This is a genomic window from Ornithinimicrobium ciconiae (assembly GCF_007197575.1).
GTDB lineage: Bacteria > Actinomycetota > Actinomycetes > Actinomycetales > Dermatophilaceae > Ornithinicoccus > Ornithinicoccus ciconiae.
The window spans coordinates 2,322,946-2,348,335 of sequence record NZ_CP041616.1 but is presented as its reverse complement, the minus strand read 5'-3'; the positions used below and the strand labels follow the sequence as shown (position 1 = coordinate 2,348,335).

General features: G+C 69.5%; 30 protein-coding genes. 13 read left to right on the top strand and 17 right to left on the bottom strand.

All coding sequences use genetic code 11. The features are described 5' to 3' along the window. Positions 1-2 precede the first annotated feature (2 nt). From FNH13_RS10775 to FNH13_RS10755, 5 genes are all read left to right on the top strand, one after another. A complete protein-coding gene (locus FNH13_RS10775; RefSeq protein WP_165700090.1) occupies positions 3-1,601 on the top strand; it encodes an amidohydrolase in 1,599 nt (532 codons plus the stop codon). A gap of 674 nt (positions 1,602-2,275) precedes the next feature. Beyond that, positions 2,276-3,346 (top strand): 3-deoxy-7-phosphoheptulonate synthase, encoded by a 1,071-nt coding sequence (locus FNH13_RS10770; protein ID WP_143783421.1) that lies wholly within the window; start codon positions 2,276-2,278, stop codon positions 3,344-3,346. A 15-nt stretch (positions 3,347-3,361) separates the two neighbouring features. After that, complete coding sequence (gene lnt, locus FNH13_RS10765) at positions 3,362-4,873, top strand: apolipoprotein N-acyltransferase (RefSeq protein ID WP_165700089.1); 1,512 nt, start codon at positions 3,362-3,364, stop codon at positions 4,871-4,873. Positions 4,874-4,927: 54 nt separating this feature from the next. After that, positions 4,928-5,716, top strand: a complete 789-nt coding sequence (locus FNH13_RS10760) for a polyprenol monophosphomannose synthase (RefSeq protein WP_143783420.1) — start codon at positions 4,928-4,930, stop codon at positions 5,714-5,716. Then, positions 5,695-6,339: an FxsA family protein gene (locus FNH13_RS10755; RefSeq protein ID WP_143783419.1), complete on the top strand. Its 645-nt coding sequence runs from the start codon at positions 5,695-5,697 to the stop codon at positions 6,337-6,339. Before FNH13_RS10760 ends, FNH13_RS10755 begins: the two co-directional genes overlap by 22 nt. A 138-nt stretch (positions 6,340-6,477) precedes the next feature. Here the strand turns inward: FNH13_RS10755 and FNH13_RS10750 are convergent, their stop codons facing one another. After that, positions 6,478-6,837 carry an RNA polymerase-binding protein RbpA gene (locus tag FNH13_RS10750; protein WP_143783418.1) on the bottom strand — a complete coding sequence of 120 codons (360 nt, stop codon included), beginning with the start codon at positions 6,835-6,837 and terminating at the stop codon, positions 6,478-6,480. Between the two features lie 378 nt (positions 6,838-7,215). Here FNH13_RS10750 and FNH13_RS10745 point away from each other — a divergent pair, with 378 nt between their 5' ends. Continuing rightward, complete coding sequence (locus FNH13_RS10745; protein ID WP_143783417.1) at positions 7,216-7,401, top strand: CsbD family protein; 186 nt, start codon at positions 7,216-7,218, stop codon at positions 7,399-7,401. 194 nt (positions 7,402-7,595) lie between these two features. Here the strand turns inward: FNH13_RS10745 and FNH13_RS10740 are convergent, their stop codons facing one another. From FNH13_RS10740 to FNH13_RS10705, 8 genes are all read right to left on the bottom strand, one after another. Further along, positions 7,596-8,942 carry an AI-2E family transporter gene (locus tag FNH13_RS10740; protein WP_228266360.1) on the bottom strand — a complete coding sequence of 449 codons (1,347 nt, stop codon included), beginning with the start codon at positions 8,940-8,942 and terminating at the stop codon, positions 7,596-7,598. Between the two features lie 36 nt (positions 8,943-8,978). Next, positions 8,979-9,818, bottom strand: coding sequence for a D-hexose-6-phosphate mutarotase (locus FNH13_RS10735; protein ID WP_143783416.1), 840 nt, complete (start codon positions 9,816-9,818; stop codon positions 8,979-8,981). Then, the gene (locus FNH13_RS10730) at positions 9,815-10,330 is read right to left on the bottom strand and encodes a hypothetical protein (RefSeq protein WP_143783415.1); all 516 of its coding nucleotides are present in this window, start codon (positions 10,328-10,330) and stop codon (positions 9,815-9,817) included. The genes FNH13_RS10735 and FNH13_RS10730 overlap by 4 nt, the downstream gene beginning before the upstream one ends. Beyond that, positions 10,327-10,590 (bottom strand): hypothetical protein, encoded by a 264-nt coding sequence (locus FNH13_RS10725; protein ID WP_143783414.1) that lies wholly within the window; start codon positions 10,588-10,590, stop codon positions 10,327-10,329. Before FNH13_RS10725 ends, FNH13_RS10730 begins: the two co-directional genes overlap by 4 nt. Positions 10,591-10,724: 134 nt before the next feature. Then, entirely contained in the window at positions 10,725-12,320 is a 1,596-nt protein-coding gene (locus tag FNH13_RS10720; RefSeq protein ID WP_228266359.1) for a radical SAM protein, read from the bottom strand. Beyond that, on the bottom strand, positions 12,317-13,132 hold the full coding sequence (locus FNH13_RS10715) for a prolipoprotein diacylglyceryl transferase (protein WP_143783412.1): 816 nt from the start codon (positions 13,130-13,132) through the stop codon (positions 12,317-12,319). The genes FNH13_RS10720 and FNH13_RS10715 overlap by 4 nt, the downstream gene beginning before the upstream one ends. Before the next feature lie 26 nt (positions 13,133-13,158). Next, positions 13,159-13,299, bottom strand: a complete 141-nt coding sequence (locus FNH13_RS10710) for a hypothetical protein (protein ID WP_228266358.1) — start codon at positions 13,297-13,299, stop codon at positions 13,159-13,161. A gap of 220 nt (positions 13,300-13,519) precedes the next feature. Next, on the bottom strand, positions 13,520-15,085 hold the full coding sequence (locus tag FNH13_RS10705) for an aspartate:alanine exchanger family transporter (protein WP_143783411.1): 1,566 nt from the start codon (positions 15,083-15,085) through the stop codon (positions 13,520-13,522). 89 nt (positions 15,086-15,174) lie between these two features. Here FNH13_RS10705 and FNH13_RS10700 point away from each other — a divergent pair, with 89 nt between their 5' ends. Both FNH13_RS10700 and FNH13_RS10695 read left to right on the top strand, forming a co-directional pair. Then, on the top strand, positions 15,175-15,924 hold the full coding sequence (locus FNH13_RS10700; protein ID WP_143783410.1) for a hypothetical protein: 750 nt from the start codon (positions 15,175-15,177) through the stop codon (positions 15,922-15,924). Positions 15,925-15,927: 3 nt separating this feature from the next. Next, the gene (locus FNH13_RS10695; RefSeq protein ID WP_143783409.1) at positions 15,928-16,371 is read left to right on the top strand and encodes a hypothetical protein; all 444 of its coding nucleotides are present in this window, start codon (positions 15,928-15,930) and stop codon (positions 16,369-16,371) included. On the opposite strand, the gene FNH13_RS19075 is transcribed toward FNH13_RS10695, so the two are convergent. The 5 genes from FNH13_RS19075 to FNH13_RS10675 all read right to left on the bottom strand — a co-directional run bounded on the left by FNH13_RS19075 (position 16,334) and on the right by FNH13_RS10675 (position 20,886). Further along, positions 16,334-16,507 carry a hypothetical protein gene (locus FNH13_RS19075; RefSeq protein ID WP_165700088.1) on the bottom strand — a complete coding sequence of 58 codons (174 nt, stop codon included), beginning with the start codon at positions 16,505-16,507 and terminating at the stop codon, positions 16,334-16,336. The two genes, FNH13_RS10695 and FNH13_RS19075, sit on opposite strands and share 38 nt — an antisense overlap. Further along, positions 16,504-17,730, bottom strand: a complete 1,227-nt coding sequence (locus FNH13_RS10690) for a multidrug effflux MFS transporter (RefSeq protein ID WP_228266357.1) — start codon at positions 17,728-17,730, stop codon at positions 16,504-16,506. Before FNH13_RS10690 ends, FNH13_RS19075 begins: the two co-directional genes overlap by 4 nt. A gap of 58 nt (positions 17,731-17,788) precedes the next feature. Beyond that, positions 17,789-18,679: a patatin-like phospholipase family protein gene (locus FNH13_RS10685; protein ID WP_143783408.1), complete on the bottom strand. Its 891-nt coding sequence runs from the start codon at positions 18,677-18,679 to the stop codon at positions 17,789-17,791. A gap of 9 nt (positions 18,680-18,688) precedes the next feature. Further along, positions 18,689-20,212, bottom strand: coding sequence for a DHA2 family efflux MFS transporter permease subunit (locus FNH13_RS10680; protein WP_228266356.1), 1,524 nt, complete (start codon positions 20,210-20,212; stop codon positions 18,689-18,691). A gap of 80 nt (positions 20,213-20,292) precedes the next feature. Next, the gene (locus FNH13_RS10675) at positions 20,293-20,886 is read right to left on the bottom strand and encodes a DUF5701 family protein (RefSeq protein WP_143783407.1); all 594 of its coding nucleotides are present in this window, start codon (positions 20,884-20,886) and stop codon (positions 20,293-20,295) included. Positions 20,887-20,974: 88 nt separating this feature from the next. On the opposite strand from FNH13_RS10675, the gene FNH13_RS10670 reads away from it, so the two are divergent. Further along, positions 20,975-21,379, top strand: a complete 405-nt coding sequence (locus FNH13_RS10670) for an MmcQ/YjbR family DNA-binding protein (protein WP_143783406.1) — start codon at positions 20,975-20,977, stop codon at positions 21,377-21,379. After that, a complete protein-coding gene (locus FNH13_RS10665) occupies positions 21,376-21,891 on the top strand; it encodes a putative immunity protein (RefSeq protein ID WP_143783405.1) in 516 nt (171 codons plus the stop codon). Before FNH13_RS10670 ends, FNH13_RS10665 begins: the two co-directional genes overlap by 4 nt. A 62-nt stretch (positions 21,892-21,953) precedes the next feature. On the opposite strand, the gene FNH13_RS10660 is transcribed toward FNH13_RS10665, so the two are convergent. Continuing rightward, entirely contained in the window at positions 21,954-22,601 is a 648-nt protein-coding gene (locus FNH13_RS10660; RefSeq protein WP_143783404.1) for a hemerythrin domain-containing protein, read from the bottom strand. 195 nt (positions 22,602-22,796) lie between these two features. Between FNH13_RS10660 and FNH13_RS19070 the strand changes: the two genes are divergently transcribed. Continuing rightward, complete coding sequence (locus FNH13_RS19070) at positions 22,797-23,267, top strand: barstar family protein (protein WP_165700087.1); 471 nt, start codon at positions 22,797-22,799, stop codon at positions 23,265-23,267. Between the two features lie 225 nt (positions 23,268-23,492). Here FNH13_RS19070 and FNH13_RS10650 read toward each other — a convergent pair whose 3' ends face one another. After that, positions 23,493-23,804 (bottom strand): ribbon-helix-helix domain-containing protein, encoded by a 312-nt coding sequence (locus tag FNH13_RS10650; RefSeq protein ID WP_143783402.1) that lies wholly within the window; start codon positions 23,802-23,804, stop codon positions 23,493-23,495. A 61-nt stretch (positions 23,805-23,865) separates the two neighbouring features. After that, positions 23,866-24,081, bottom strand: coding sequence for a hypothetical protein (locus FNH13_RS10645; protein ID WP_202878757.1), 216 nt, complete (start codon positions 24,079-24,081; stop codon positions 23,866-23,868). Positions 24,082-24,544: 463 nt separating this feature from the next. Between FNH13_RS10645 and FNH13_RS10640 the strand changes: the two genes are divergently transcribed. Both FNH13_RS10640 and FNH13_RS19825 read left to right on the top strand, forming a co-directional pair. Then, complete coding sequence (locus tag FNH13_RS10640) at positions 24,545-25,180, top strand: aldo/keto reductase (protein ID WP_321169192.1); 636 nt, start codon at positions 24,545-24,547, stop codon at positions 25,178-25,180. After that, a complete protein-coding gene (locus tag FNH13_RS19825) occupies positions 25,075-25,368 on the top strand; it encodes an aldo/keto reductase (protein WP_321169191.1) in 294 nt (97 codons plus the stop codon). Before FNH13_RS10640 ends, FNH13_RS19825 begins: the two co-directional genes overlap by 106 nt. Positions 25,369-25,390: the final 22 nt, after the last annotated feature.

The window sequence follows — 25,390 nt, the reverse complement described above, 5'->3', positions numbered from 1 at the left end:
TCGTGACGACCTCTGCGACCGGCCCCACCCCACCCGCCCCCACCGTTCTGCTGCGTGGGGGCCGCATCCACGGGCACCCCGAGGCCGGCGCGCTGCTCTCCCGCGAGGGGCGCATCGTCTGGATCGGGGGTGACGACGCGGCCGAGTCACACGTGGACGCGGCAGACCGGGTGATCGACCTGGACGGTGCCCTGGTGACCGCGACCTTCAGTGACGCGCACGTCCACCTCACGATGACGGGCCAGGGCCTGGACGGGATCGACCTGTCCGGCACCCGATCCGTGGGGGAGGCGTTGCGCCTGGTCGAGTCCGCGGCCCGACACCTGCGTGGACGGCCCCTCTATGCCCATTCCTGGGACGAGACCAAGTGGGTCGAGGGGCGTCCCGTCACCGCCCAGGAGCTCGATCGGGCCAGCTACGGCGGGGTCGTCTACATGCCGCGTGTGGACGCTCACTCCGCCAGCGTCTCCTCCGCGATGGCGGCCGTGGCCCGGGTCCACGGCCTGCAGGGGTGGGACGGGGCCGGGGTGGTCACGCGTGCGGCCTTTGCCGCTGTCACCAACGCGTTCACCTCGGGTATGACGGACGCGGACCGGGAGCACTACCTGGACCTGGCGCTGCGATCGGCCGCCGAGCGGGGGATCGGGCTGGTCCATGAGACCGGCGCGGACCATCTGACCTCCTTCGCGGATGTGCACCACGTCCTCGAGGCGGGTCGACGGCCTGCCCGCACGGCGACCGTGGCCTATTGGGGCCAGTTGGTCAGCGAGCGCGCGGAGGCCGAGGAACTGGCGCACTACCTCGGGGTGATCGGTCTGGCGGGGGACCTGTGTGCCGACGGCTCGTTCGGGTCGCACACCGCGCATGTGCTGGAGCCGTATGTCGATGAACCCGGCCACGGCTTCGGCTACCTCAGTGCCCAGGAGATCGCCGACCACGTGATCGCCTGCACGCGTGCTGGCCTGCAGGCTGGTGGCCACGTCATCGGGGACGCCGCGCTGCTGACCATGGCCGAGGGATTCCGCCTGGCCGCCGACGTCGTGGGGGTCGAGGCCATGTTTGCTGCGCGCCACCGGTGGGAGCACGTCCAGCTGCCCAGCGCGGAGGTGCTCGCCACCATGTCCGAGCTGGGTGTGTGGGCGAGCGTGCAACCCGCCTTCGACGGCCTCTGGGGCGGGCCCGAGGGGATGTATGCCGCACGGCTGGGTGCCGAACGTGCCCTGGCCAACGTGCCCCTGCGCAGCATGGTGGAGGCCGGGGTGCCGGTCGCCCTCGGCTCCGACAGTCCGGTGACCACCATCGATCCCTGGCGTGCCGTGCAGTATGCCGTGTGGCACCACAACGAGGACGAGCGCCTGAGCGTGGCCCAGGCGGTCCGGGCGCACACCCGAGGCGGCTACGAGCTGGCCGGGCTGCCGGGCGGTGTCCTTGAGGTCGGCGCCGTGGCGTCCTATGCCGTCTGGGACGCCGTCGAGGACGGTCTGCCGAGCACGGCCGACGGGCTGCCCGACCTGACGCTCGATGAGCAGATGCCGCTGCCGGTGGCCCGGCTGACCCTGGTCGACGGGCACCTCACCTTCGATCGTCACGGCCAGGTGTGAGCGGCCGGCGGGTGGACGACGAGCCAACCCGCAACGGCGTCGAGGTGACGGCCAGGCCGCTATCAGGTCAGGGCGCGGCGTGTCGTGCACGACACGCCGATGATCTGGTGCCATTTATCGATAGATCCCCGGTGTGGGCGTCGCGTTGACCTGCACAAACGGGCAAAGCCGCAGGTCACGACGGGTTTGACAAGACTGTCCAGGCGACTAGGTTTGCCTGCAGGTCTGCTACACGGTTTCGGGTTTCTCAGGCTCGCTGAGTTTCCTCGTGACCAGTCAGTGTTCCCGCAGCGCAGTTGGAGTCAGCTCTTGTGAGAGCCCCGTGCCAACTTCTCAACTGCGCTGGCGGGGCGCTGCACGCACCATGGTGGACAAGTCAGGGCCCGAGCGCTTAGTAGACAACGGGACCATCGACGGCACCCGGCCGTCGGGGGCTCGGCACCAACGGCGCACGGGCCCTGGCTCATGTCCGCCAGCGGTGGGGTAATCTGTCGTTATGACTTCAGCCCGTCAGTATTGGTTCTTTGGGTCGGCTCCGGCCGGCGCGAAGTTCTGCTGACGCGCGCACACCGGAGCCGACCAGGGCGTGGACCACACGGTCCGCGCCCTTCGCCATGAACTGGCGGGCGCTCCGGTCGCGGGGGTGACCGCCACCCGACCAGGAGGCACCCCTGATGAGCACCCCGACGCAAGACACCCGGACCACCGACCTGCGCGTGCGGCGCATGGAGCCGTTGCCCACACCCACCCAGATGCTGACCGAGCTGCCGCTGCCGGACGACCTGGCCGCCCTGGTGTCCCGATCGCGAGCTGAGGTACAGGAGATCCTGCACGGCACGGACGACCGGCTGCTCGTGGTGGTCGGCCCCTGCTCCGTCCACGACCCGGTCGCCGTCATCGAGTATGCCGAGCGGCTCGCGGCGGTGGCCGAGGAACTGCGCGACAGCCTCGTCGTGGTGATGCGCGTCTACTTCGAGAAGCCCCGCACGACCACAGGCTGGAAGGGTCTGATCAACGACCCGGACCTGGACGGCAGCTACGACATCCCCCGGGGCCTGCGGCTGGCGCGCACGGTGCTCCTGGATGTCCTGCGGGCCGGGCTCCCCGCCGGCTGCGAGTACCTGGAGACCACCACTCCCCAGTACATCGCCGACACCGTCACCTACGGCGCGATCGGAGCGCGGACCGTGGAGTCGCAGGTGCACCGGCAGCTGGTTTCGGGACTGTCCATGCCGGTCGGACTCAAGAACGGCTCGGACGGCAGCATCCAGGTGGCGGTGGACGCCTGTGTGGCAGCTGGCGCACCCCAGACCTTCCTCGGCGTCGACGAGGACGGGCGCGCGGCCCTGGTCGAGACCGAGGGCAACCCGGACGGGCACGTCATCCTGCGCGGTGGTCGCGCAGCGCCCAATCATGACGCCCAGTCCGTCGCGGCGGCCCGGGAGCTGCTCGAGCGCGCCGGTCTGCAGCCTCGGTTGGTCATCGACGCCAGCCACGGCAACAGCCGCAAGGACCACGTGCGCCAGGCCGAGGTGGCCCGGGAGATCGGTGCGCAGGTCGCGGGCGGGGACACGTCCGTGGTGGGTGTGATGCTGGAGAGCTTCCTGGTCGAGGGACGTCAGGAGCCGGCGCCCTCCGGTCTGACGTACGGCCAGTCCGTCACCGATGCCTGCATGTCGTGGGAGTCGACCGCCGGGGTGCTCGCGGACCTGGCTGCCGCGGCCCGGGTCCGGCGCGGAGTCTGACCTAGGCTGACCTGCGTGCCCCTCCGCCTGGTCCTGTCCGTCGCCGCAGGGCTCTGCCTCTGGCTCGCCTTTCCCGGTCATGACCTCTGGTGGATGGCCTACGTCGGCGTCGGTGCCCTCGCGCTGGCCACGACCGGCGTCGGCGCAGGACGAGGCTTCCTGCTGGGCTGGGTCGCCGGACTCGCCTACTTCGTCCCCCTGCTGTCCTGGTCCGGGATCTTCGTCGGCGCCCTGCCCTGGCTGGCCCTGGCGGTCCTGCAGGCGCTGTATGTCGGAGGCATCGGTGCCGTCTGCGGCTACCTGCAGCGCGACGGGGTGCGTCCGCTGGTGGTCGCCCTGGCATGGGTGGTGGGGGAGTTCGCCCGCTCCACGACGCCCTTTGGTGGTTTCCCGTGGGGGCGGATCGCGTTCAGTCAGGCAGACGCCCCTCTCCTGGCGGTCGCCTCCTGGCTCGGCACCCCCGGTGTCACCTTCGTGGCCGCTCTGGTCGGTGCGCTCGGCGCGCTCGCCGTTGAACGGCTCCTGCGGGTGCGGTCAGCGACGGCTAGCCCCCGGCGCTGGGTCGCTCCGGTCGCAGCGTCGGGGGCGCTGATCCTGCTGTTCGGTCCGCTGGCGATCCCGCGCCCGACCGACGGAGAGCCCCTGCAGGTGCTCGGGGTGCAGGGCAACGTGCCCGAGATGAGCCTGGAGTTCAACGCCCAGCGCCGCGCGGTGCTGGACAAGCACGTCTCCACCACCCTGCAGGCGGCCGAACTGGTGGACGGCGGCCAGCTCCCCGCCCCCGACGTCGTCTTCTGGCCCGAGAATGCCTCTGACATCGATCCGCTGCGCAATGCGGACGCGGCCGAGCTGATCGCCCGGTCGGTCGACGCGGTGGACGCCCCGTTGCTGGTGGGGGCGGTGCTGCGCGAGCCCGAGGACCACGTCAGCAATGTGAGTCTGCTGTACCTCCCGGGGGAGGGGGCGGTGGATCGTTATGTCAAGCAGCGACCCGTCCCGTTCGCTGAGTACATTCCCTACCGGGACTTCTTCCGGTTCTTCAGCGACAAGGTGGACCTGGTGGCGCGGGACTTCGTCGGCGGGGAGGAACCGGGGGTGATGACGGTGCCGATCAGCGACGGGCAGGTGGTGCTGGGCATCGCCATCTGCTTCGAGGTGGTCGTCGATGAGTTGATGCGCGAAAACGTGCAGCAGGGGGCGGAGGTGCTGTTCGTGCCCACCAACAACGCCACCTTCGGGTTCACGGACGAGTCGGTCCAGCAACTGGCCGCGTCCCGCGTCAAGGCGGTCGAGCTCGGTCGCCCTGTGGTGCACGTGAGCACCGTGGGCATCAGCGGGCTGGTGCTGCCGGACGGCAGCGTGCACGAACGCACCGAGCTGTTCACCCAGGACATCATCTCCGGCTCGGTCCCGCGTCGGACCGAACTGACCCTGGCCACCCGCCTGGCGGGTTGGCCGGAGCGGGTGGCTGTCGCGGGTCTGGCCGTGGCCGTGCTCGGCACGGTCGTGGCCCGCCGCCGGGGTTAGGCTTGCAGTTCAGCGACCAGCGTCGACCACCACGGCCGTCAGGACCCTTCACGCATGACCACGACCTTTGAGCGGGTGCTCGTCCTCATCCCCACCTACAACGAGCGGGAGTCACTGCCCGGTGTCGTTGGACGGGTGCGGTCAGCGGTTCCGAGCGTCGACATCCTGGTGCTCGACGACAACAGCCCGGATGGGACGGGTGCGATCGCCGAGGCGCTGGCGGCCGAGGACGATCACGTCACCGTGCTGCATCGAGCGGGCAAGCAGGGGCTTGGCCCGGCCTACCTGGCAGGCTTCTCGTGGGCCATGCAGGAGGGCTATGACGCGGTCGTGGAGATGGATGCCGACGGCTCACACCTGCCGGAGCAACTTAGCTCGCTCCTGGAGGCCGCGGCCGACGCAGACCTGGTGGTCGGGTCCCGGTGGGTGCCCGGGGGAGCGACCCACAACTGGCCGGTGTCGCGCACGATGCTGAGCCGGGGGGCCAACCTGTATGCACGGGCCGCGCTGGGCATCCCGGTGCGGGACGCCACGGCCGGGTATCGGGTCTACCGCACCTCTGCGCTGCGGGCCATGGACCTTGACGGCGTGGCGTCGCAGGGCTACTGCTTCCAGGTCGACCTGACACTGCGGGCCATTGATCGTGGACTGCGGGTCGTGGAGGTGCCCATCGACTTTGTTGAGCGGGAGATCGGCTCGTCCAAGATGGACGGCAGCATCGTGCGCGAGGCGCTGGGCAGGGTCACCCTCTGGGGTGCCCAGCGACGCGGGTCCCAGGTGACCTCTCGCCTGCGGACCCTGGGCCGGAGCACGGGTGGAACATGGCACGAGCTGACGGACTGAGCGGGCCGCTCCCACCCCGGGGCAGGCCCGGGGGAGGGAGCGGGCAGGGCGCCGGCGGGCAGGGCGGACGAGGGTCCGCGACAGGTCGGCGCCGGCCACCGCGCAGACTGAGACTGATCTTCGCCGGCTTCCTGCTGCTGGTGCTGGTCGAGATCCTGATCCTGATCGCGGCCTTCCGCACGATCGGTCCGTGGTGGACGATCGGGCTGCTGATCCTCTTCTCTGTGGCCGGAGCCTTCTTGGTGCGACGCGAGAGCGGACGCACCTGGCGTGCCCTGCGACAGGCCGTGGACTCGGGCCTGATGCCCGCCCGTGAGCTCGCCGACGCCAGCCTGGTGCTCGTCGGCGGCCTGTTCCTGTTGCTCCCCGGTTTTCTCAGCGACCTCGTCGGGATCTTCCTGATCCTGCCCATGACCCGGTCGCTGAGTCGGCGCCTGTTCGCCCTGGTCATCGGCAGCCGGGTCGTCACGGTGATGCCGGAGGGAATGATGGGCGGCGGGACCGGTGCGGCAGGCAGCGGGCCCGGCGCGACAGGGGCACCGGGCCACGGCCCGCGACGGGGTCCCACCGGGGGCGACATCATTGAGGGGGAGATCATCTCCGAGGATCCGCCGGAGCGCTGAGCGCTGAGCGTCCGCGCAGGTGCCTCACACCGCGCCAAGGCACGACACCGCCCCCAGGCACGACACCGCCCCCAGACACGACTCAGGCCCACCCGGTTGACCGGGTGGGCCTGAGTCACGAACGCTGTGGGTTGCCCGTCAGGCGGTGCGCTGACGGCGCGGCTTCTCGCCACGCTTCTCGCGCAGCAGCGCCAGACGCTCCTCCAGGAGCTCCTCGAGCTCGGGGATGGAGCGGCGCTCCAGGAGCATGTCCCAGTGGGTGCGCGGTGCCTTGGTCGGCTTGAGCTCCGGCTCGGGACCGTCGTTGAGCTTGGCGTTGAGCCCGCAGCGGCACTCCCAGGTCGCCGGGATCTCTGCCTCCACCGAGAACGGCAACTCGGTCACGTGCCCGTCGTCGCAGGTGTAGGCCACCATCTGACGCTCGGAGAAGGTGACCCCCTCATCGCTCTCGAAGGACAACCAGGAAAGGTTGGTGCCTCGAAGGGACCTCTCGGCCATGTTGAACTCCCATCGTGTTTGCGAACACGGTTAAACGTCCAGGTGGACTGTTGGTGTCAACGCTCATCTCGAGCGTGATGTTCCCACAGGCGGGGTCCTGAGACGCACGTCAGCGCGCTGCGCACACCGAAGAACTCGGTCTCGCAGAGACACCTTCTGGGGGATAGCCCTACATGCTAGCGAACCCGCGAGTCACTTAGCCAATCGGCAGGTCAGCGGCCCGAACGCTGTCCTTGGGGCGACTCAGGGACGGTGCTGGGACAGTGCTGGGGACCACACACTGCTCGGGTCCGTTCAAGTTGCGGGACCGCTCGTCGCGGGTCACGGTGGAGTCACTGCACCATCGATCACTGCACCATCGATCAAGGAGGATTCCCCATGGGTATCGGTGACAAGATCAAGAACGCGGCTGAGGAAGCCAAGGGCAAGACCAAGGAGGGTGTCGGCGACGCGACCGACAACACCTCGCTGGAGGCCGAGGGTCAGATGGACCAGGCCAAGGCCAAGACCAAGCAGGCCGGCGAGGACGTCAAGGACGCGTGGAAGGACGCCACTGACGGCTGACCGTCACAAAGACAGCACCACCTGCCACGTGCGCTGAGCACGGCAGGACCAGACAGGGCCGACCCGGCATTCGGGTCGGCCCTGTTGTCGTCACGTGGCGTGGCCTCATGAGGTCGCGTGGCTTCGTCACGTCGCGTGGTCTCATCCAGGCTGCGGCACCAGTGCGTGCAGCTCAGGCTCGTCCAGCGGACAGCTCAGCGCTTCTTGCGGCGCCGCAGTCGAGCCAACAGGGGCGACCCGGTCGTGGCCGCCGCCGCCCGTGGATGGGGGTCCTGCCCCACGATGCTGTCGTCCACACCGGCCTCCTCGAGTTGCTCGCGGGTGCGTTCGCCCGCCTCCTGCCCGGCCCGGGCGGTGAGAGCTCCCTCGGGCGTGGCGAAGGTGAGATCGGCGGCCTGCAGGTCGCCGGTGCGCAGGTCGATCTGCTCGGACAGATAGCGGATCGAGACCACGACCGAGGCCGCAACGGGAACGGCCAGGAATGCTCCGGGGATGCCGAACAGGGTGCCACCGGCGGCGACTGCCAGCAGGATCAGGACAGGGTGCATCTTCATGCTGCGGCTCTGCAGGAGAGGCTGCAGGACATTGCCCTCCAGCTGCTGGACCAGCAGCACGATGCCCAGGACCCACAGGGCCGTGACCCACCCATTGGACACCAGCGCCACCAGGACGGCGAGGGCGCCGGCAACGAAGGCACCCACGATCGGGATGAAGCCGGCCATGAACGTCAGGATCGCCAGCGCGGGTGCCAGGGGCACACCCAGGATGACCAGGCCCAGGCCGATAAAGAAGGCATCGACGGCACTGACGATCGCCTGGGTGCGGATAAAGCCGCCCAGCGTGAGCCAGACCCGGGTGAGCATTTCGGTCAGGTGCTCGCCGGCGGCGCGGCCGGCGTTGCGGCGCAGCCACGGCAGGAAGTCCGGACCGTCCTTGATGAAGAAGAAGGTCAGCACCAGGACGAGACCGAGGGTCACCAGGGCCGAGGTGGCGGCCGAGACGCCGGTGAAGACGCCTGAGGCGATGTCACTGGCGCGTTCCTGCAACCAGCCGGTGGCCTCCTGGATTGCGCTATCCAGCTGCTCGTTGTCCAGGTTGACCGGGGGACCGCCCAACCACTGGCGCACCGTGGTGATGCCCTCGCTGGCCCGATCGACCACGTCACCGGTCTGGGCGATGATCGAGGGAGCGATCGCCGCGAGCGTGCCCAGCACCACCAGCAGCGACACCAGGAGCGTCAGGGCTGCCGCCAGGCCCGATGGGACGCCTCGGCGGCGCATCCAGCTCACCGGACCCGACAGCACGGTCGCGACGATGAGGGCCAGCATCACGGGGAGGATCCCGACCCACACCTTGGCGAGCAGCCACAGCAGGATGGCGGCCGCGACGACGACGATGATGAACCGCAGCGACCACTTGGCGGTCACGGCCATCGCGTCGCCGACGATCTTGCCGCGGTCGATCCCGATGTTGCCCCCAGCCGGGGTCACCCCGAAGCGAGCCGTCTGCTCGTCCTCTGAGGTGGACTGGTCATTGCTCACAGGAGTCTCCCGGGTGCGTCGTGCTGTGGGCAGCCATCATGACTGATCCAGCGGGCGAATCTGGACCGTGGTGGACAGGGTGTGCTCGGCGCCGGGCTCCAGGCGCACCGCGTCGTCGCCGACGCTGGCGGCCTCCACGCACACCATGACCGGCCACTCCCCGTCCTGGAAGTCGCTCATTGCCGCGGCCTTGTCGACCCACGGGTTCCACACCACGGTGTTGGCTGAACCTGCCTTCTCGATGACCAGCGTGCGGTCGAATACCGGGTCGTGCACCTGCACCGCGCCCTCAGCGCGATAGACCCGGTCGGTCTCACCACTGAAGCTCAGCTGCCCCTCCTGGCTCCCCTCCGACTGCAGCACCTTGTCGAAGTAGCGGGTGCCCTCGAGCCCAGTGAGCCGGACCCGGCGGATGTCCCCGACGTGCAGGTAGGTGTGCAGCGCCGCCTCGAAGTCCCACGGCTCGGTGTCGTCATTGCGGACCGTGAGGCTGATCGTGGCCGACTCGGAGACAGTCACCTCCACCCGGGCGGTGAAGGCGTGCGGGAAGTGCTGCGCCCCGTCGGTGGCGGCGACGTCGGCGGGGGTCAGCTCCCAGAGCAGCCGCACGGTGCCATCCTCGGTGCTCTCCTCCAGGAGGCGCCACGGCGCGATGCGTGCGAATCCGTGGGCGGGGGTCAGGTCGCCGCCCCGGCCCGGCCCGAACCAGGGCCAGCACACCGGCACGCCGCCGCGGATCGGTGTCCCCACGGCATACTCCGAGGCCTGGCTCACCCAGATCACCGGGACCTCACCCACCCGCCACTCGGTGAGGTGGGCGCCCTGGTCATGGACCGTGACGGTCCCGGTGGCGGTGTCGTGGGTGCGGCCGGTCATGGGTTGCCTCCGGAGTAGCCGGTGATGAGGACGATGCAGACGCCAGCGAGCACGATCATGCCTACCGGCAGGCTGAGGGCGGCACCGATGAGGATGCCCAGGCCCCAGCGTCGGGTGGCGGGTGCGATCAGCATGATGATGACGGCCAGGGCCGCGCCCAGGGCGAGCCACGGATAGAGGTCGGGCTGGGCGACCCCGACGAAGAACGTGCCGCCGACCAGCACCAGCCCGGCCAGGGCCCCGAGCCACAGGGGACGGGAGGACTGCTTCTCCGGCGCGGGGTATGCCGAGGGGTAGCCGTGCTGGTGGCCGTACCCCTGCACGGCGCCGGGAGGCGGCGGGGGACCGGCGCCGTAGGACGGTGGACCCTGGGGTGGTTGCCCGTAGTAGGGCTGTTGGCCGGGGGGTGGCTGTCCGTAGTAGGGCTGCTGGCCGGCGGGCGGTTGGCCAGGCGGTGGGGGTTTGAACGGGTCGAACGGCTCGTCCTCGGGTGGCCTGGGCTGGTCGCTCACGGGCTCACCACCCACCAGATCCCGACGCCTCCGGCCACCACGAGCAGCCCGAGGTAGGCCAGCACCAGTCGGGTGTCGCGCAGCAGGCACCGGGAGCGGGTCAGACCGGCGCGTCGCGCCTTCCAGTAGCCCACGAAGCCCAGCCCGGCGAAGAAGACCAGGGCGAAGGGCCCCGCCAGCCACCCCAGCAGCGCCACGGTGGCGAAGATGCACAGCCGGAGCGGGTCGAAGGGTGCCGCCGGTGACTGGTCCGGCGTCACGGAGGTGCCTGGCGTGCCGGGCTCAACCGAGGGTCGCTGCGTCCCAGGCTCGACCGCGGGCCCGTCGGCCCGTGGTGGACCGCCCCGTGGTGGACCTGATCGCGGACCGGATCGGGTGGGACCGATGCTCGCCGTCATGGCGTCACCTCCAGCAGATTTGCTCGACCTCCGGTCGAGGTTGAGATCCGGGTGCGAGACAACGGCGCCCAGGCCTGCACGGCACAGAACGGGGCGCACTGGTGGGAAGCGTCCTGCTCGTTGACCGTCGCGACGTGCACACAGCACTGGGTCAGCCGCTCCTCGATCATGGTGTTGATGTCCATGAACGGCTTGACCGTCACGCGCAGCACCCGCTCGCCAAGCATGGCCCGCAGCCGTGCCTGACCCCCGGGCAGCTGCGCCGAGGCGAGCCGGGTCAGGGTGCCGATGCCGATGTCACAGTTGGTGCAAATGTCGCGCCACAGCGAGCCGATGTCCGGGTGGGAGAGCGAGGACTGCTCGCTGAGCAGGTCCAGCAGACTGTCCTTGACGACCCTGCGCAGATGGGCCGGCAGCTCCTGGTCGGCGATGCGGTTGGCCAGCACGTCGGGCTCGAGGTCGAGGAACTCCTTGAGCCGGTCGGGCCCGATCAGTTGCACGAGTGACTTCCACTCGCCGGAGTCGTCGCGCAGCAGGTAGCCGACCGAGCAGCAGTGCGGGTGGGAGCAGGGCAGGGCCGTCAGGTCCCGCCAGGTCACCCGCCCGTCGGTCTGCGGGCCCAGGCGGGAGAGCACCCCGGTGTGGGTGAGGCGGTCCATCGCGTCGATCCCGGCGGAGCGTCCGGAGCCGAAGACCGGCTGGATGGTCACCCCGCCGACATAGGGGGTGGCCAGGCCCAGGTCGAGGACGGCACCGATCTCGTCGTCGTTGACCCCGAGCGCGGCGGTCATGGTCAGGGTGGTGAAGATGCCGTTCTCGGAGAGCCGTCGGATGGCCGTCTCCTTGAACCGGCGCAGGTCGGCGCCCCGGTGGTGCCGCGAGGCCTGCGCGGTCAGCCCGTCGAACTGCAGATAGACCTCGACGCGTTCGCGGTGCCGCTTGAGCAGGGCGAGCAGGGCGTCGTCCCGGGCAATGCGCAGGCCGTTGGTGTTAACCAGGATCCGCACGATGGGCCGGGCGACGGCAGCCTCGAGGAGCTCCTCGAACTGCGGGTGCAGCGTTGGCTCGCCACCGGAGATCATCAGCACGTCGAGGCGGTTGTTCTCTCGCGACAGCCGGGTGTCGATCGAGGCCAGTACCTGCTCCAGCGGTGCGGTCGCCGCCAGTTGTGGGGCGGACTCGGCAAAGCAGGTGGGGCAGCGCAGGTTGCAGTGGTCGGTGATGTCCTCGAGCAGGATGCAGGTGTGCTGGGTCTGCATCTGGGGCAGCCCGTCGGCGTATGCCGAGGGGACGGGTTTGAAGTTGCCGGTGACGTCCGCGGTGTGTTCCTTGGTCGGTGCCGTCCACTCCTCGAGGTACCGCAGGATCTCGGCCGACTCGTCATACAGAGTGCGCACGAAACCGTGGTCGGGGCAGCCGCGCTCCAGGTAGATCTTGCCGCCGCGGTCGGCGAGCCAGCCGGAGAGCCGGCGCACCTCCTCCAGCGGCCGGTCCGGAGCCTCCTGGTCGCAGTGAGGGCAGAAGGCGTTGACATAGCGGTGCACCCGGAAGTCCCGCAGTGCTGCCCCCTCGCCGACGCGCACGCCGCTCACCGGACCTGCTCCTCGATCGCCTGCGCCACGTGCCACTCCTGTCGTTGATAGACCCCACGGTGAGCCTGCCATGCAATCCGGGCCAGGACGAGGGGAATCGCCACGGCCAGAAAGAGTTGTGGTCGGGTCAGACCCCACCACACCACCTCGTTGCCGCGCACGAACTCGACGAGGAAACGGAAGATGGCATAGCTGGCGATGTAGAGGACGAAGGTCTCGCCCTGGGGGAGGCGGTGCCGCGCCAGGCTCCAGACGATGACCCCGAAGGCGATCGTGTGGAAGGCGACCTCATAGAGCAGGCTCGGGTGCAGCGCGACCCCGGCCACCGCGCCGAGCCGCTCAGCGGTCGGGACATCCAGCACCGGTCCGACGCCGAGCGAGCTGACCGTGCCGGGCAGCTCGGTGAGGTGACAGCCCACCCGGCCCACCGCCATACCGAGGGCGACAGCAGGGACGAAGAGGTCACCGGTGCGGGTGCGGTAACCGGTGAGCCGCTTGGCCAGGTGCACTCCGAGCCACGCGCCGACCAGTCCGCCGAGGATGCTGCGGTTGCCATAGAGCCACTGCTCGGCGAGCGAGGCATTTGCCCGCAGGTCCACGTCCTGCAGCCAGGTCCCCAGGCGCATGAAGACGGCCCCGCCGATCAGGGCACCGGCGATGATGGCCAGCATCCGCTCATCCCGCCCAGCACCGGTGCGGACCAGCTGGAAGCCCAGGACCACCAGGGCGACCACCACGCCCAGGGCCACGAAGAACTCGTGCGTGCCGATCGGCAGGGAGGTGCCGGTCAGGTCGCCGAGCGTGGGATACATGCCGTCAACTTAGTGCCGGTGGACCCTCAGACCGGTGAGGTGGCCGGTGAGAGGGACCCGTCAACCATCTCCACCACCCGGTCGCAGTGCTCCAGGACGTCGTGGTCGTGGGTCACCATGACCACCGCGAGCTCCTTCTCGTGGCACTGGGCGGCGAGGAGGGACACGATGTCGTGGCTGCGCCTCGAGCAGGTCCCGCTCGCGCGCGGCACGGTGCTCCGGGACCGTGGGCTGGCTGATGCGGGGCATGGAGGTGACCCTACGTGGGTCGGCCCCAGCGAGTCAGGACACTGAGGGAGCAGCGAGTCAGGGCGCAGAGGGAGCAGCGAGTCAGGGCGCAGAGGCAGCAGCGAGTCAGGACACTCAGGGAGCTGCGGGTCAGGGCACCTAGGCAGCGATGAACTGCACCAGGAGGATCTTGACGATGATGCCGAGGGCGAAGAGCGCGGCATAGCCGGCCTCCACGCGCTCGTCCGTGACGCGGCTGTTGGCATGGGCCAGGATCGCCGGCTGTCCCACAAACCCGGCGAGCCCGCCTGCGGCACGGGCGGTGCTCACCCCCACGAGCCTGGCCACCAGCAGGAAGAGCACGCCGGCCAGCACGGTGAGGAGGACCGCGGTCAGCACGACGCGCAGGCCCGCGGCCGTGAAGGCCTGGTCGGCGAAGGCCTGTCCGGAGGCGAGCCCGGTCGCTCCGAGAAAGACCAGGAGCCCCAGCTGTCTGATGGTGAGGTTGGCCGCAAGAGGCAGGCCCCACACCAGCGGTCCGGTGCGCTCCAGACGCCCCAGCACCATGCCGACCACGAGCGGCCCGGCGGCTGATCCGAGGGCAAAGCTCAGTCCGCCGGGCAGCGGCAGGGTGATCAGCCCGATGGCCAGCCCCAGGGCCAGGCCGACGCCCAGGGAGAGGGCGTCGATCTCGCTGACCTTGCGCTCGGAGTCGCCAAACAGGCCGCGCACCTCGCCCAGTCGCCCCCGGGGCACGATCACCCGCACCCGGTCCCCGAGGTCCAGGACGAAGTCATCGGAGGCGAGCAGGTCCAGGTCACCGCGCCGGACGCGGGTGACGATGCCTTCGTAGCGTCCGGGCACGTCGAGCTCACCGATCGTGCGGCCGGCCACGCGACGGTCGGAGACCACGAAGCGGCGGTAGTCGACCTCCCGCCGGTCGTGGGCGAGGTGCTCATCGACGCGGTGCCCCAGGTGGTCACGCGCGGCGATCACCGCCTCCGTGGGGCCGACCACGACGACGCGGTCGCCGACGCGCAGCTCCTCGTCGGGAGTCACGACCCGGGTGCGTCCCCCGCGTGCCAGATAGGAGAGCCGGACCGTGCCGTCGGAGATGCCCGGCACCTGGCTCAACCGGGTCGGGCGGTCCACCTGCACCGAGATGTCCACCAGCGCGATGCCAGCCGCCGAGTCCGGCTCGGTGCGGGCGACCCACGGCCGCGACAGGGCCACGGAGACCACCAGGATCGTGACGATGACACCCACGGGATAGGCGAGGGAGTAGCCGACGGCCGGCTCGTCCGTGCCCGCGACCGCCGTTGCTGCCGCGAGGGCAGGGGTGGAGGTCAGCGCCCCGGAGAAGGTCCCGGCGGCCAGCGCAGGACTGAGGCCGAGACCCCCGCCGAGGAGCATCGTGGCCACGGCGACGACGACCAGCACGGCGGCGGCACCCACCATCAACGGCAGTTGGCGGCGCAGGTCACGGAAGAAGGCGGCCCCCGCGGCGATGCCGACGGTGTAGACGAACAGGGCCAGCCCCAGACTCTGCAAGAGCTCCAGCCCCTCGCCCAGTCGCGGGTCCAACGCACCCACCGCGAGTCCGACGAAGAGCGCTCCGGCCGGGCCGAAGCGCAGCGGACCGAACGGGATGGCTCCGATCAGGGTGCCGGCAGCCACGACGAGCATCATCGTCAGCAGGGGCGAGGAGGCCAGGACGTCCAGCATGGAACCAGCGTCTCACTCCGCTGCGTCAGTGCAGCAGAGGCCGAGGGTAGGCTCGGGCCGCAGTCGACACATCACCAGAGGGGACAGGCGTGAGCACGCACAACGGACCGGAGCACGGCGAGGGCAATCAGCGGGGGGCAAACCCCCAGCACAGTGGCTCGTATGCCGGCCAGCAGGGGACACCCACCGGCGCACCGGCGCAGGGACAGCAGGGCCCGGCACCCCAGGGGCTGGGACCGCAGGGGCAGGGGCCGCAGGGGCAGGGGCCGCAGGGCGGCTGGGGCCAGAGTGGTCCCGGTCAGGGTCCCCAGGGGCCAGGACCCAGCCAGTACGGCGCACCGCACCAGGGCGGTTACGGGCCGGGTGGACCCGGGCAGGGCGGCTTTGGCCAGCCCGGCACGCCGGGACCGGGGCCAGCACAGGGGGGCGGTCAGTCCGCGCCCCTGACAGCGCCCACCCAGGAGGCACCCACGGCGGGCACCTCCTCGATGAGCACGGGCGACATCGTGCGCATCGTGCTGCACGTGCTCGCGCTGCTGCTCGTGGTGCTCGGCATCTCGATCGACATGGACGACCGCGGCGGACAGCTGTGGGGTGACACCTGGACCTGGGCCGGCTTCGCGACCTTGATGGCCCTCCTCCAGGGCGCGGCGCTGCTGCCGCGCACTGCGATGGGTGGGGTCGGCTGGACGCTCGGGGCCGTCGGCGCTGGTGGACTACTCCTGTTCTGGACCCTGCTGATGCTGCCGATGATCAGCACCAACATGGCCTTCCTGGTCACCCTGGGCACGGCCTGCGCCACCGCTGCGGTGCTGCTGAGCCCCGACCGCAAGCTCTGAGCAGTGCCCGGCACACACCGTCAGCGGACCGCTGTCCTGGCAGCGGGTCTGCTGATCGTGCTCGCCCTCGGACTGCCGTGGACCATGGACACGATGGAGCACGTCCCGGGGTGGATGACCGCGGGCACCTGCCTCATGGACTCGGACGGCATGATGACGTGCACCGGTGGCTTTGTCTCACCCGGCTACTACGTGGGGTCCGGGGCAGCCAGCGGCGCCAACACGGTCGCCCGCGTCTTCCTGGTCGGTGCACTCGCGCTCGTGGTGCTTGCGTGGCGGCAGGGTCAGCGCGCGTGGTTCGTCGTGGCCGGTGTCGGCGTCGGGCTGAGCATCCTGCTGGTCGGCATGAGCGTCCAGGGCGGACAGGTCGCCGCGGCCGGGGCGGCTGCGCTCCTGCTGTATGCCGGGCTCAGCGGCGGTGCCGTCCGCGCCCGATCCACAGCGTGAGGCCGATGCCGACGATCATGCCGAGCCCGAACGCCGGCACGATGTAGGTCATCCGCCACCAGAGCAGTCGCAGTCCCCACCAGGCCAGGAAGAGCACCACCAGCCCGATCAGCAGGCTCCAACCGGTGCGGCTCACGCGTGCCTCGCAGGTGACTGCAGGCGCCGGTGCCACCACCAGAAGGTGGTGCCGATCATGGCGAAGATGGCGCTGGAGACGGCGAGCACCAGCAGCGAACCGGTGACCAGGGGCGAGATGGCCCCCGCCAGCAGGGCGTTGAAGATCAGACTGGCGAAGCTGGCCAGCGATGCTGCCGCCCCGCGGTGGTGCGGGAACAGGTCGAGCATCGACAGTTGCAGGACAGGGAAGGCGATGGACACGGCCAGGGCGATCAGACCCGGTCCCAGCACGGCATACGGCAGCCGCGGCAGGAGCATCATGAGGGCGACGTTAAGGGTTGCGGCAACCAGAGCGAGGGCGACCGCACGGTCGACCAGGAGTGCGGTCTCCACCCGACCAGCCAGGCGTCCGGACAACCACGCGCCGATGACCAACCCGCCGATCAGGGGCACGAACAGGATCCAGAAGTCCTGCTCGCCCTTGCCGAACAGGTCGACCACGATGATCGGCGCGGAGACGATGTAGACGAACTGTCCGGCGAAGAGGAAGGTGGTGGCCAGGGCCAGCCGGGCAAAGCCGGGATGGCGCCCCACCTCCAGCAGGCCGGAGAGGATCGGGCCCACGCGCAAGGGGTGCCGGTCCTCCGGCGGGAGGGTCTCTGGCAGGCCCGTCGCGGTCAGCACGGCGATGAACACGCCATAGCCGGCGATGGCCCAGAAGATGATCGGCCACGGACCCCACGCCAGCAGGAGGCCACCGGCGACGGGAGCGATCGCCGGGGCGATGCTGAAGATCATCATGACCTGGCTCATCAGACGGTGAGCCTCAGGACCGCTGTAGAGGTCACGGATGACGGCTCGGCTGACGATCGTGGCGGCTCCGGCGGAGGCGCCCTGCAGCGCCCGGAAGGCCAGCAGCACCGGCAGGCTGGGGGAGAGGGCACACCCGATCGTGGCCAGCACATAGATCCCCAGGCCGGTGAGCATCACCGGTTTGCGCCCGACTGTGTCCGAGATGGGGCCGTGGAAGATGCTCATCACGGCAAAGGACAGCAGATAGACGCTGGTGACCTGCTGCAGCGCCGCCTCGCTGGCCCCGAAGTCGCGTCCCATCGCCTCGAAGCCGGGGAAGACGGTGTCGATGGTGAAGGGGCCGATCATGGCCAGCGAGGCCAGGATCGTGATGGTGAGCAGGCTGGCCCGCGCCGGCCCCCAGGTGGGGGCCGAGGAAGGGGTGGTCACCCGGGCAGGTTAACTGGCCTGGCACCCTGCCTGGCACCCGGCATACTCGAGGCAGCGGTCAGCCGAGGCCGAGAAACTCCCGGATCGCGGGGATCTCTCGCCGTGCCTGAGCAAGACCCGCCTCGTGGCTGGCCCGCAGCTTGCTGACGTTGCGCTCACCGTTGCTCACCGGCATCTGCTCAGGGACGAAGAGATAGGCCCGTCCCTCGCGCTCCAGCTCGAACAGCTCCTCCCGGGTCTGGTTGTAGCGGCGCGGCCGCGCCATCATCGCCTCGGTGACCGCCGGCAGCTTGCGGAAGTGACGGCGAAAGAACCACTCGCCGCCCTGGGGCGGCTTGCGGTAGTCGCGTGGGCGGGTGAGCACGGCGAGGAACTTGTCGTAGCCGTCGCCGCGAGCCGCGTCCAGCGGAATGCCTCCGGCGGGGCCAAGGGCGCCGTCGACGTAGATGTCCTCATCGATGACGACCGGGGGCATCAGCACCGGCATCGTGGAGGAGGCCTGGACCCGGATCATCAGGGCGTGGATGTCGGCATAGTCCTCCCTGCCCCAGTGCACCTGCTCACCGGTGCGGGCCCGGAACCCACAGATCCGCAGCTGGGCGGGGTCGGCGGCGAAGGTGTCCCAGTCGAACGCCAGCGCCTGACCGGGGAGCCCGGCCTGCTGGTAGATATATCGGGCGTTGAACAGCCCCTCGCCGCGGACGAAGGTGCGCAGGTCGCCGAACTGAGGGTCGGCGGCGAAGTCGGTGAACGAGCGCCGCGCCCGCGAGGGGTCGCGGGACAGGTAGTTGCAGGCGTTGCTCGCACCTGCGGAGACACCGCCGACCCAGTCGAGGTGGAGCTGTGCCTCCAGCAGCGCGACGACCAGTCCGGAGGTGTAGCTTGCACGCATGCCACCGCCTTCGAAGAGCAGGGCGGTGTCGGTGACGTTAGGAGCGACCTCTGGCACGCCCCTACGCTATCGCTGTGCCGGGGTCGCGGTCGGCTCCCGGTGGCTCAGGTGCCGTGGGCGCTCGAAGAAGAGGGCGGCGAGGGTCCCGAGCAGGATGACTCCGATCGGTAGGTAGAGGGACTGGGCCATGGCCCGTGAGATCCCTTCCGCGACGTCGGGAGGCAGCCCGGCAGAGCCACCCCCCGGCATACTCATCGCACCCGCGCCCGGCCCACCGGCTGGCAGGTGCGCGGCGATCCGGGTCTGCATCAGCACGGCGATCGCGGAGCTGCCGAGCACCGCGCCCAGCTGGCGGGTCGTGTTGTAGATGCCGGCACCGGCCCCTGCGCCCGCCATCGGCAGATTGCGGGTCGCGGTGGTCGACAAGGGTCCCCAGATCAGCGGGTTGGCGATCCCGAGCACCGCGGCGGCCGCGAGCGCCTGCCACAGCGGTGCCGTCGGCGTCATGCCCAGACTCAGCAACCACAGACCCACTGCCAGCAGCGCGGTCCCGGACCCGACCAGCACCCTGGGATGGACGCGGTCGGTGAGCAGTCCCGCCTGACGGGCCAGCAGGAAGGAGAGGATCGAGGAGGGAGCCATGACGAGGGCAGCCTGGGTGGGGGACAGGCCGCGCACCGACTGGGCCCAGATATAGAACGGGAAGATCATCGCGGTGATGGTGAACCCCATGGTCGTGATGCCGAGGTTGGCCAGGGAGAAGTTGCGGTCCCGGAACAGGCTCAGCGGCACCAGCGGCTCGCGGGTGTTGAGAGCCTGCCAGGCGACGAAGATCACCATCAGGAGCACCCCCACGCCGATGAGCAGAGGGACGCTGACCCAGCGCCAGATGGTGCCCCAGTCATAGGCCTGCCCCTCCTGGATCCCGAACACGACGGCGAACAGGCCCGCCGCGCTGAGGAGGACCCCGAGCAGGTCCATGGCGTGGGAGTGGGTCTCCAGCCGCGGCACGAGACGCCAGGCGAGCACCCAACCGATCAGGCCGATGGGCAGGTTGACGAAGAAGATCCACTCCCAGCCCAGCGCGTCGATCAGCACCCCGCCAAGCAGCGGGCCCGCCAGTGTCGCGACACCGGCGGTCGCGCCCCACAGTGCCATCGCGGTGCCGCGCCGCTCCGCCGGGAACGTCCGGGTGATGACCGTCATCGTCTGTGGGGTCATCATCGAGGCACCCAGTCCCTGCACGATCCGGGCGGCGATGAGCCCGCCGAGACCCAGTCCCAGCTCGCCGGAGAGTCCGCACCACAGGGAGGCCAGCGTGAAGACGGCCAGCCCGGTCAGATAGACGGGCCGGGGTCCGAAGCGGTCACCCAGGCGTCCGGTGATCAGGAGGGGCACGGCATACGCCAGGAGGTAGGCGGAGGTGACCCACAGCACCCCGTTGACGTCGGTCTCAAACTCCGCCATCAGGGTCGGCGTGGCCACGGAGACGATGGTCGAGTCGACCAGGATCATGAAGAAGCCGATGACCAGCGCCCACAGGGCCGGCCAGGGGCTGCGCGGGGGAGCAGCACCTCGGGGACGAGTCACGGCCAGCCACTGTACGCCCGGATTCCGACCGTTGACGGCGGGCCGTCAGGAGGCCTGCGGCCCGCCCCTGGTGATCAGGGTCAGGGCGCTGACCGGCCGCCCACCGAGGCGATCCCCAGCCACGTGTGCCGGTTGCCGGCCCAGCACCAGCCGACCTTGGGAGCGTTGCGCTGCTCGGCCCCGTCCCGCCCGGTGCCATTGCTGATCCAAAGGGCTGGCACCCGGGCGTCCAGCTGCCCGGACCGCCGTCCCGGCTTGCGGGACCCGGTCGTCATGAAGCAGTGGTTGCGCCCGATGACCTCGGGCGACTGCAGCGCCCAGCTGAGCCCCTCGTGCAGGGTCATCAGGTCACGACCTCGGGCGCGCACCCGAGGGTCGACCTCGTCGGGGGACTGGTTGGCGAACTCATCGCCACGCTGCGGGTCCAGCACCGCATAGAGCTCGGTGTCGGGGACGTGGGTGTCCGGGGCCGGGCCGAACTCGGCGAGGTCGTGCAGGTCCGAGACGACAAACCCCGGCTTGCCATCCAGGCGCAGCACCTGGGTCAGGTCGGCGGCTGCCAGCAGGCGTGGGTGGATGACCAGCAGGTCACCGGCGAGGGACTGGGGGAGGGGTGGCAGGTCGAGACCGAGGGCGACGAGGTGGTGGTGCTGGGCGGCGAGGTCGGGCAGCATGAGGCCTCCAGAGTGAGCGGACTGATCCCAACGTCCGTGGGTGCCGGGGGTATTCCCGGGTGTCGGGGCCGTGGTGCACACTGGCCGCGTGCCCGAACGTCCCGAGGTGCCCGCCGCGATGATCCACCGACTTGACGGGATCTTTGCCGCCCTGCCAGAGACCTACCGCGAGGGTGCCTGGGTGGGGGAGCGGTGGCGGGTCGGCCAGGCCACGGTGGCCCACGTCTTCGGTGGGGAGGACCAGCAGTTCCGCATCGTGTTCCGGGCTCCTGACTCAGAGGTGATGACCTTTGAGCACCTGGGGGTGCCCTACTTCAAGGCCGGCTGGGGGAGCAACGTCGTGGGCGTCGTCATTGACGCCGACACCGACTGGGACGACATTGACGCCGACACCGACTGGGACGACCTGGCAGAGATGCTGACCGACTCCTACTGCATCCAGGCACCTGTTCACCTGGTGTCCCTCCTGGGCGACCTCGCGGCGCCGTCGTGATCCTGCCACCTGTGCGCGACCCCCGGCTGGTGACGATCCGGCGCGGTGGGAGCCTCACCGATGATGATCACCGCCTCCTTGCGCTGTGGTCGGCAGCCTGCGCGGAGCACGTCCTACCCCTGTTCGAACAGGGCGCGCCCGGTGACCTGCGTCCCCGGGCTGCAGTTGAGGCCATCCGAGCCTGGACGCGGGGGGAGACGGGCATGATGGCCGCCCGTGCCACGGGCGGGCACGCCATGGCAGCTGCTCGTGACAAGCACGGTGCGGTCCGGTTCGCCGCCTACGCAGCGGGACAGGCGGCCTGCGTCGCCCAAGTCGCGGAGCATGACCTCGGTGCCGCTGCCTATGCGATCAAGGCGGTCCGGGCCAGTGTCGATGACACAGCATCGGACGAGGCGGGACGTGCGGAGTGCCGCTGGCAGCACGCCCAGTTGCCGGCCCCTGTCCGCAGCCTCGTCCTGGCCGACCAGGCACGGCGCAATCCGTTGTGCTGGTTCGTTTTTGACGTGTGAGTGCGGTCCCGGGGGCAGGCCACGGCGTTGGGGCGTGGCCAACGTTGGGACGTGACGAAGGCTCAGCGCGGGCCGTGGACCAGTTCATTGCGGTGCGCGGTGTACTGACGTTTGCCCACCAACCTCCAGATCAGCCGGACCGGGGCCGGGAGGTGCTTGCGCAGCCACTGGTCCCCACCGTCTGGCTGAGCAGCCAGGATCTGTCCGAGCATCGGAAAGGTCTGCCCGCGGGGCGTTGCCTTGCGCCCGTGCGCGCTGGCCGCGTCGAACTCCTTCTGGGTGAGCACTGCCGCCATGACGGGCACGATGGTCTCCTCCTCGTCAGGCAGGTGCTCGGCGAGTGCGGCGTTGATGCCGGTGAGGGCCTCGCGGATGGCTCTGGCGTCGTCTGACGCTGCGCTCTCAGCCCACCTGGGCAGGGCTGCGTCCAGCACGTTCAGGTGCACGAGCATCTCCGCGTGCTGACGCTTCATCCGGTCCACGTGTAGGACACAGGCCGGCGCGCGTTCGGTCAGCGGATCCCAGAAGCGCCCGTCCTCGAACTCGTGGTGCGCGTGCAGCGATCCTGAGAGGGTGGACAGGTGCCGGGCTACGACAGCTGCATGGGCAGTGTCTCCGTCGGGCACCCCGTCGACCAGCGTGGGGCCCTCACGGAATCCGGTTCGGAACATGCGGTGGATCTCGACCATTCCGCTGGCGTCACATGGCATCTCTGGCTCCCGACACGGGTGAAGAACCTCTGGATCGTCGGCGGATCCGTCGACAGTTCTGAGAGTAGGGCCGAGGTGGTCGCCGCACAACGAAGTTTCTTGGGTGTGGCCCTGTCCGATCGGGTGCTCTTCCTGGAGCGGTCACACCTTCTTGTTCCTGCCGCTGTCACAAACGTCGGGACTAGTGTCGGGGGAGTGAGCACCCGGCCGAATGCCCGACGCGACCTGCCCTTCTTGAGGTCCGGTCCACTCTCCCACGTCCATCTGGATGCCTGGCCCCTGCTTGATGCGCACCTGGAGCGTTGGGGCTATCTGCGTGTGGAACTCGATGGGCGCCAGATGACCTCCCGGCCCGCTGCACACCGGCACATCGGTCAGGCCTTCGGGTTTCCTGACTGGTATGGCGCCGGGTGGGACGCCTTCAACGACTGCATCGGCCAGTTTGTCGTGGATCATGACGGTGCCCGCGTCGCCGCCATCTGGCGTCATCTGGACGTGATGGCGCAGGCTGCGCCGGCCACCATGGCCGAGGTCGGTTGGGGTTTGCTCGAGACGCAGATCGGCGACATGCCGGCCCAGAACCCGGCCAACCGCACTCGGATCGAGTTAGCCGTCTTCGCTCTGGGGGAGGGGCCGGATTTCGATCGTCCACGTGAGGACCGGTGATCAACAGCCGGTGACGCTCTGCCACAGAGGAGATGATTGTCGCCCGCCAAACTAGATGTCAGTCTTCACCTGGACGCTGACATCTGGAGTGGCGCTGAGCCGTCCCCTCTGTGCCACCTCAGTTGTCAGTTTTCCGGCGCCAAGAGGCCGCGTGCCTGCCGCCGCCGTGCCCGAGACGCGCAGTATGTCGTCACTCAGCAGAGCGGTCAGAGAAGCGAGTAGGCCTCAGGCCGGTGAAGGGTGCCGGTCGACGTAGTCCTGGATGGCCTGGCGCATGATGCTGGCTGGGCGGGTCGCAGTGCGGGTGGCCAGCTCGTCGACCTGGTCGCTGAGCTCCTGGGGGAGGCGCACCTGGCGCCGGGGCGAGTGCGCTCCAGGGGTGGCCGTGGGGTCAAGCGCGGGACGGCCACCCGCGCGGCGGAGGACCTCCGCACCGAACTCTGCGGCGGCGTGACCCCGCAGTGCGCTCTTGCTGTCCTTTGGCAGCTCCATGTCGTGCTCGGCCCAGTCGGCCGCGTCGCTGTAGTCCTTGCTCATCACTCTCACTCCTCATCCATCCGTCGTAGGTGTTTGGCTCGGGCGGGCATCACGTGAAAGATCACCACCGTGCTGGGGGCACGATCTCTGCCATGACCTCCAGAAGCGGCTGTGCCGGAATCCGTGACGGGCCGATGAACAGGGTCGGCTTCAATCGTCCCGGGACTCGGGGCTCGTCGAACTCCCGCTCGACGTACCGTGCATGCTCCATCGCCCAGAGAGCATCGGTGTGACTGATCCCGTGCTTGTCGGCGCTTTCGGTGAACTCGATGGCCACACCTGTAGTGTATTACAAAACCCTAGGTTGTGAATTACAAAACCAAACCGTGTGTAGGGTGCGCGCTCGACAGCTGGACCTGGCTCCGGTCGTCTTGCGGCAAACGGTCACATCGGTGCCTGCCCGCGCACCTACCTCGAGTGAGCGCTTGAAAGCGCGCAGGCCCCGGTAGGCGGCCGGCGCCAGCACTTATGTGTCACCAAGCCCTCACATGCGGTGTCAAACCCCGACTTCGCTGCCATCGCTCAGCGAATATTGGGACACTCTTCCACGGTGCGATCCGTTACGCCGATAAGGTACATTATGTCAAGTACCCCTTTCCGAGGTGATCTCCGCGCCCTGCTCCGACCCCACCACTGCCCACCGGGCGACCGGTGCCGCTCATTCCCCAGCGGGCGCATCTGGAGCACCACCGTCATGGCTTGACCATCGCAACGCCGGTGCAGGTCGTAGGGTCGAAGCCATGCACAGCTTCCCTGACGGCACGCACCTGCCACACATCGGCTTCGCCACCTACCCGCTGCGCGGCGAGGACGGCATTCGGGCCATCGTATCGGCGTTGGAGGCCGGCTACCGCTACCTGGACACCGCGGTCAACTACGAGAACGAGGAAGAGGTTGGCGAGGCGCTGCGGCGCAGTGGGATCGGCCGTGAGCAAGTGCTGATTGCCACCAAGATCCCGGGACGTGCCCACGAGCGGGCCAGCGCTATTGCGACGGTGCAGGAGTCGCTCGACCGACTGCAGGTGGACTGCCTGGACGTCGTGCTGGTGCACTGGCCCAACCCCTCACGCGGTCACTACGTGGAGGCCTACGAGGCCCTGCTCGAGTGTCGGGACCGAGGTCTGGTCAGTCACGTCGGCACGAGCAACTACGCGGCGCCGCACCTGGATGAGGTGATCAGCGCCAGCGGCCGGGCGCCGGTCCTCAACCAGATTGAGTGCCATCCCCTCTCCCGCAGGAGGAGCTGGTCCGCACGCACCGTCAACTGGGTGTGCTCACCCAGGCATGGAGCCCTCTCGGCAAGCGACAGGCGCAGTATGCCGCTCCCCCCGTCGCACACGCAGCCGAGCGGGCAGGGGTCACACCCGCCCAGGTGATCCTAAGGTGGCACCTGGAGCGCGGAGTCATGCCGCTGCCGAAGTCGGCAACACCCGAGCGGCAGCTGGCCAACCTTGACGTCGAGGGGTTCTCCCTCACTGATCAGGAGGTCTCAGCGATCACCGCACTCGGCCAGCCGGACGGCCGGCTGTTCGGGGGCGACCCGATGACCCACGAGGAGATGTAGGCGCGGTTCACCGGGGCAGAGC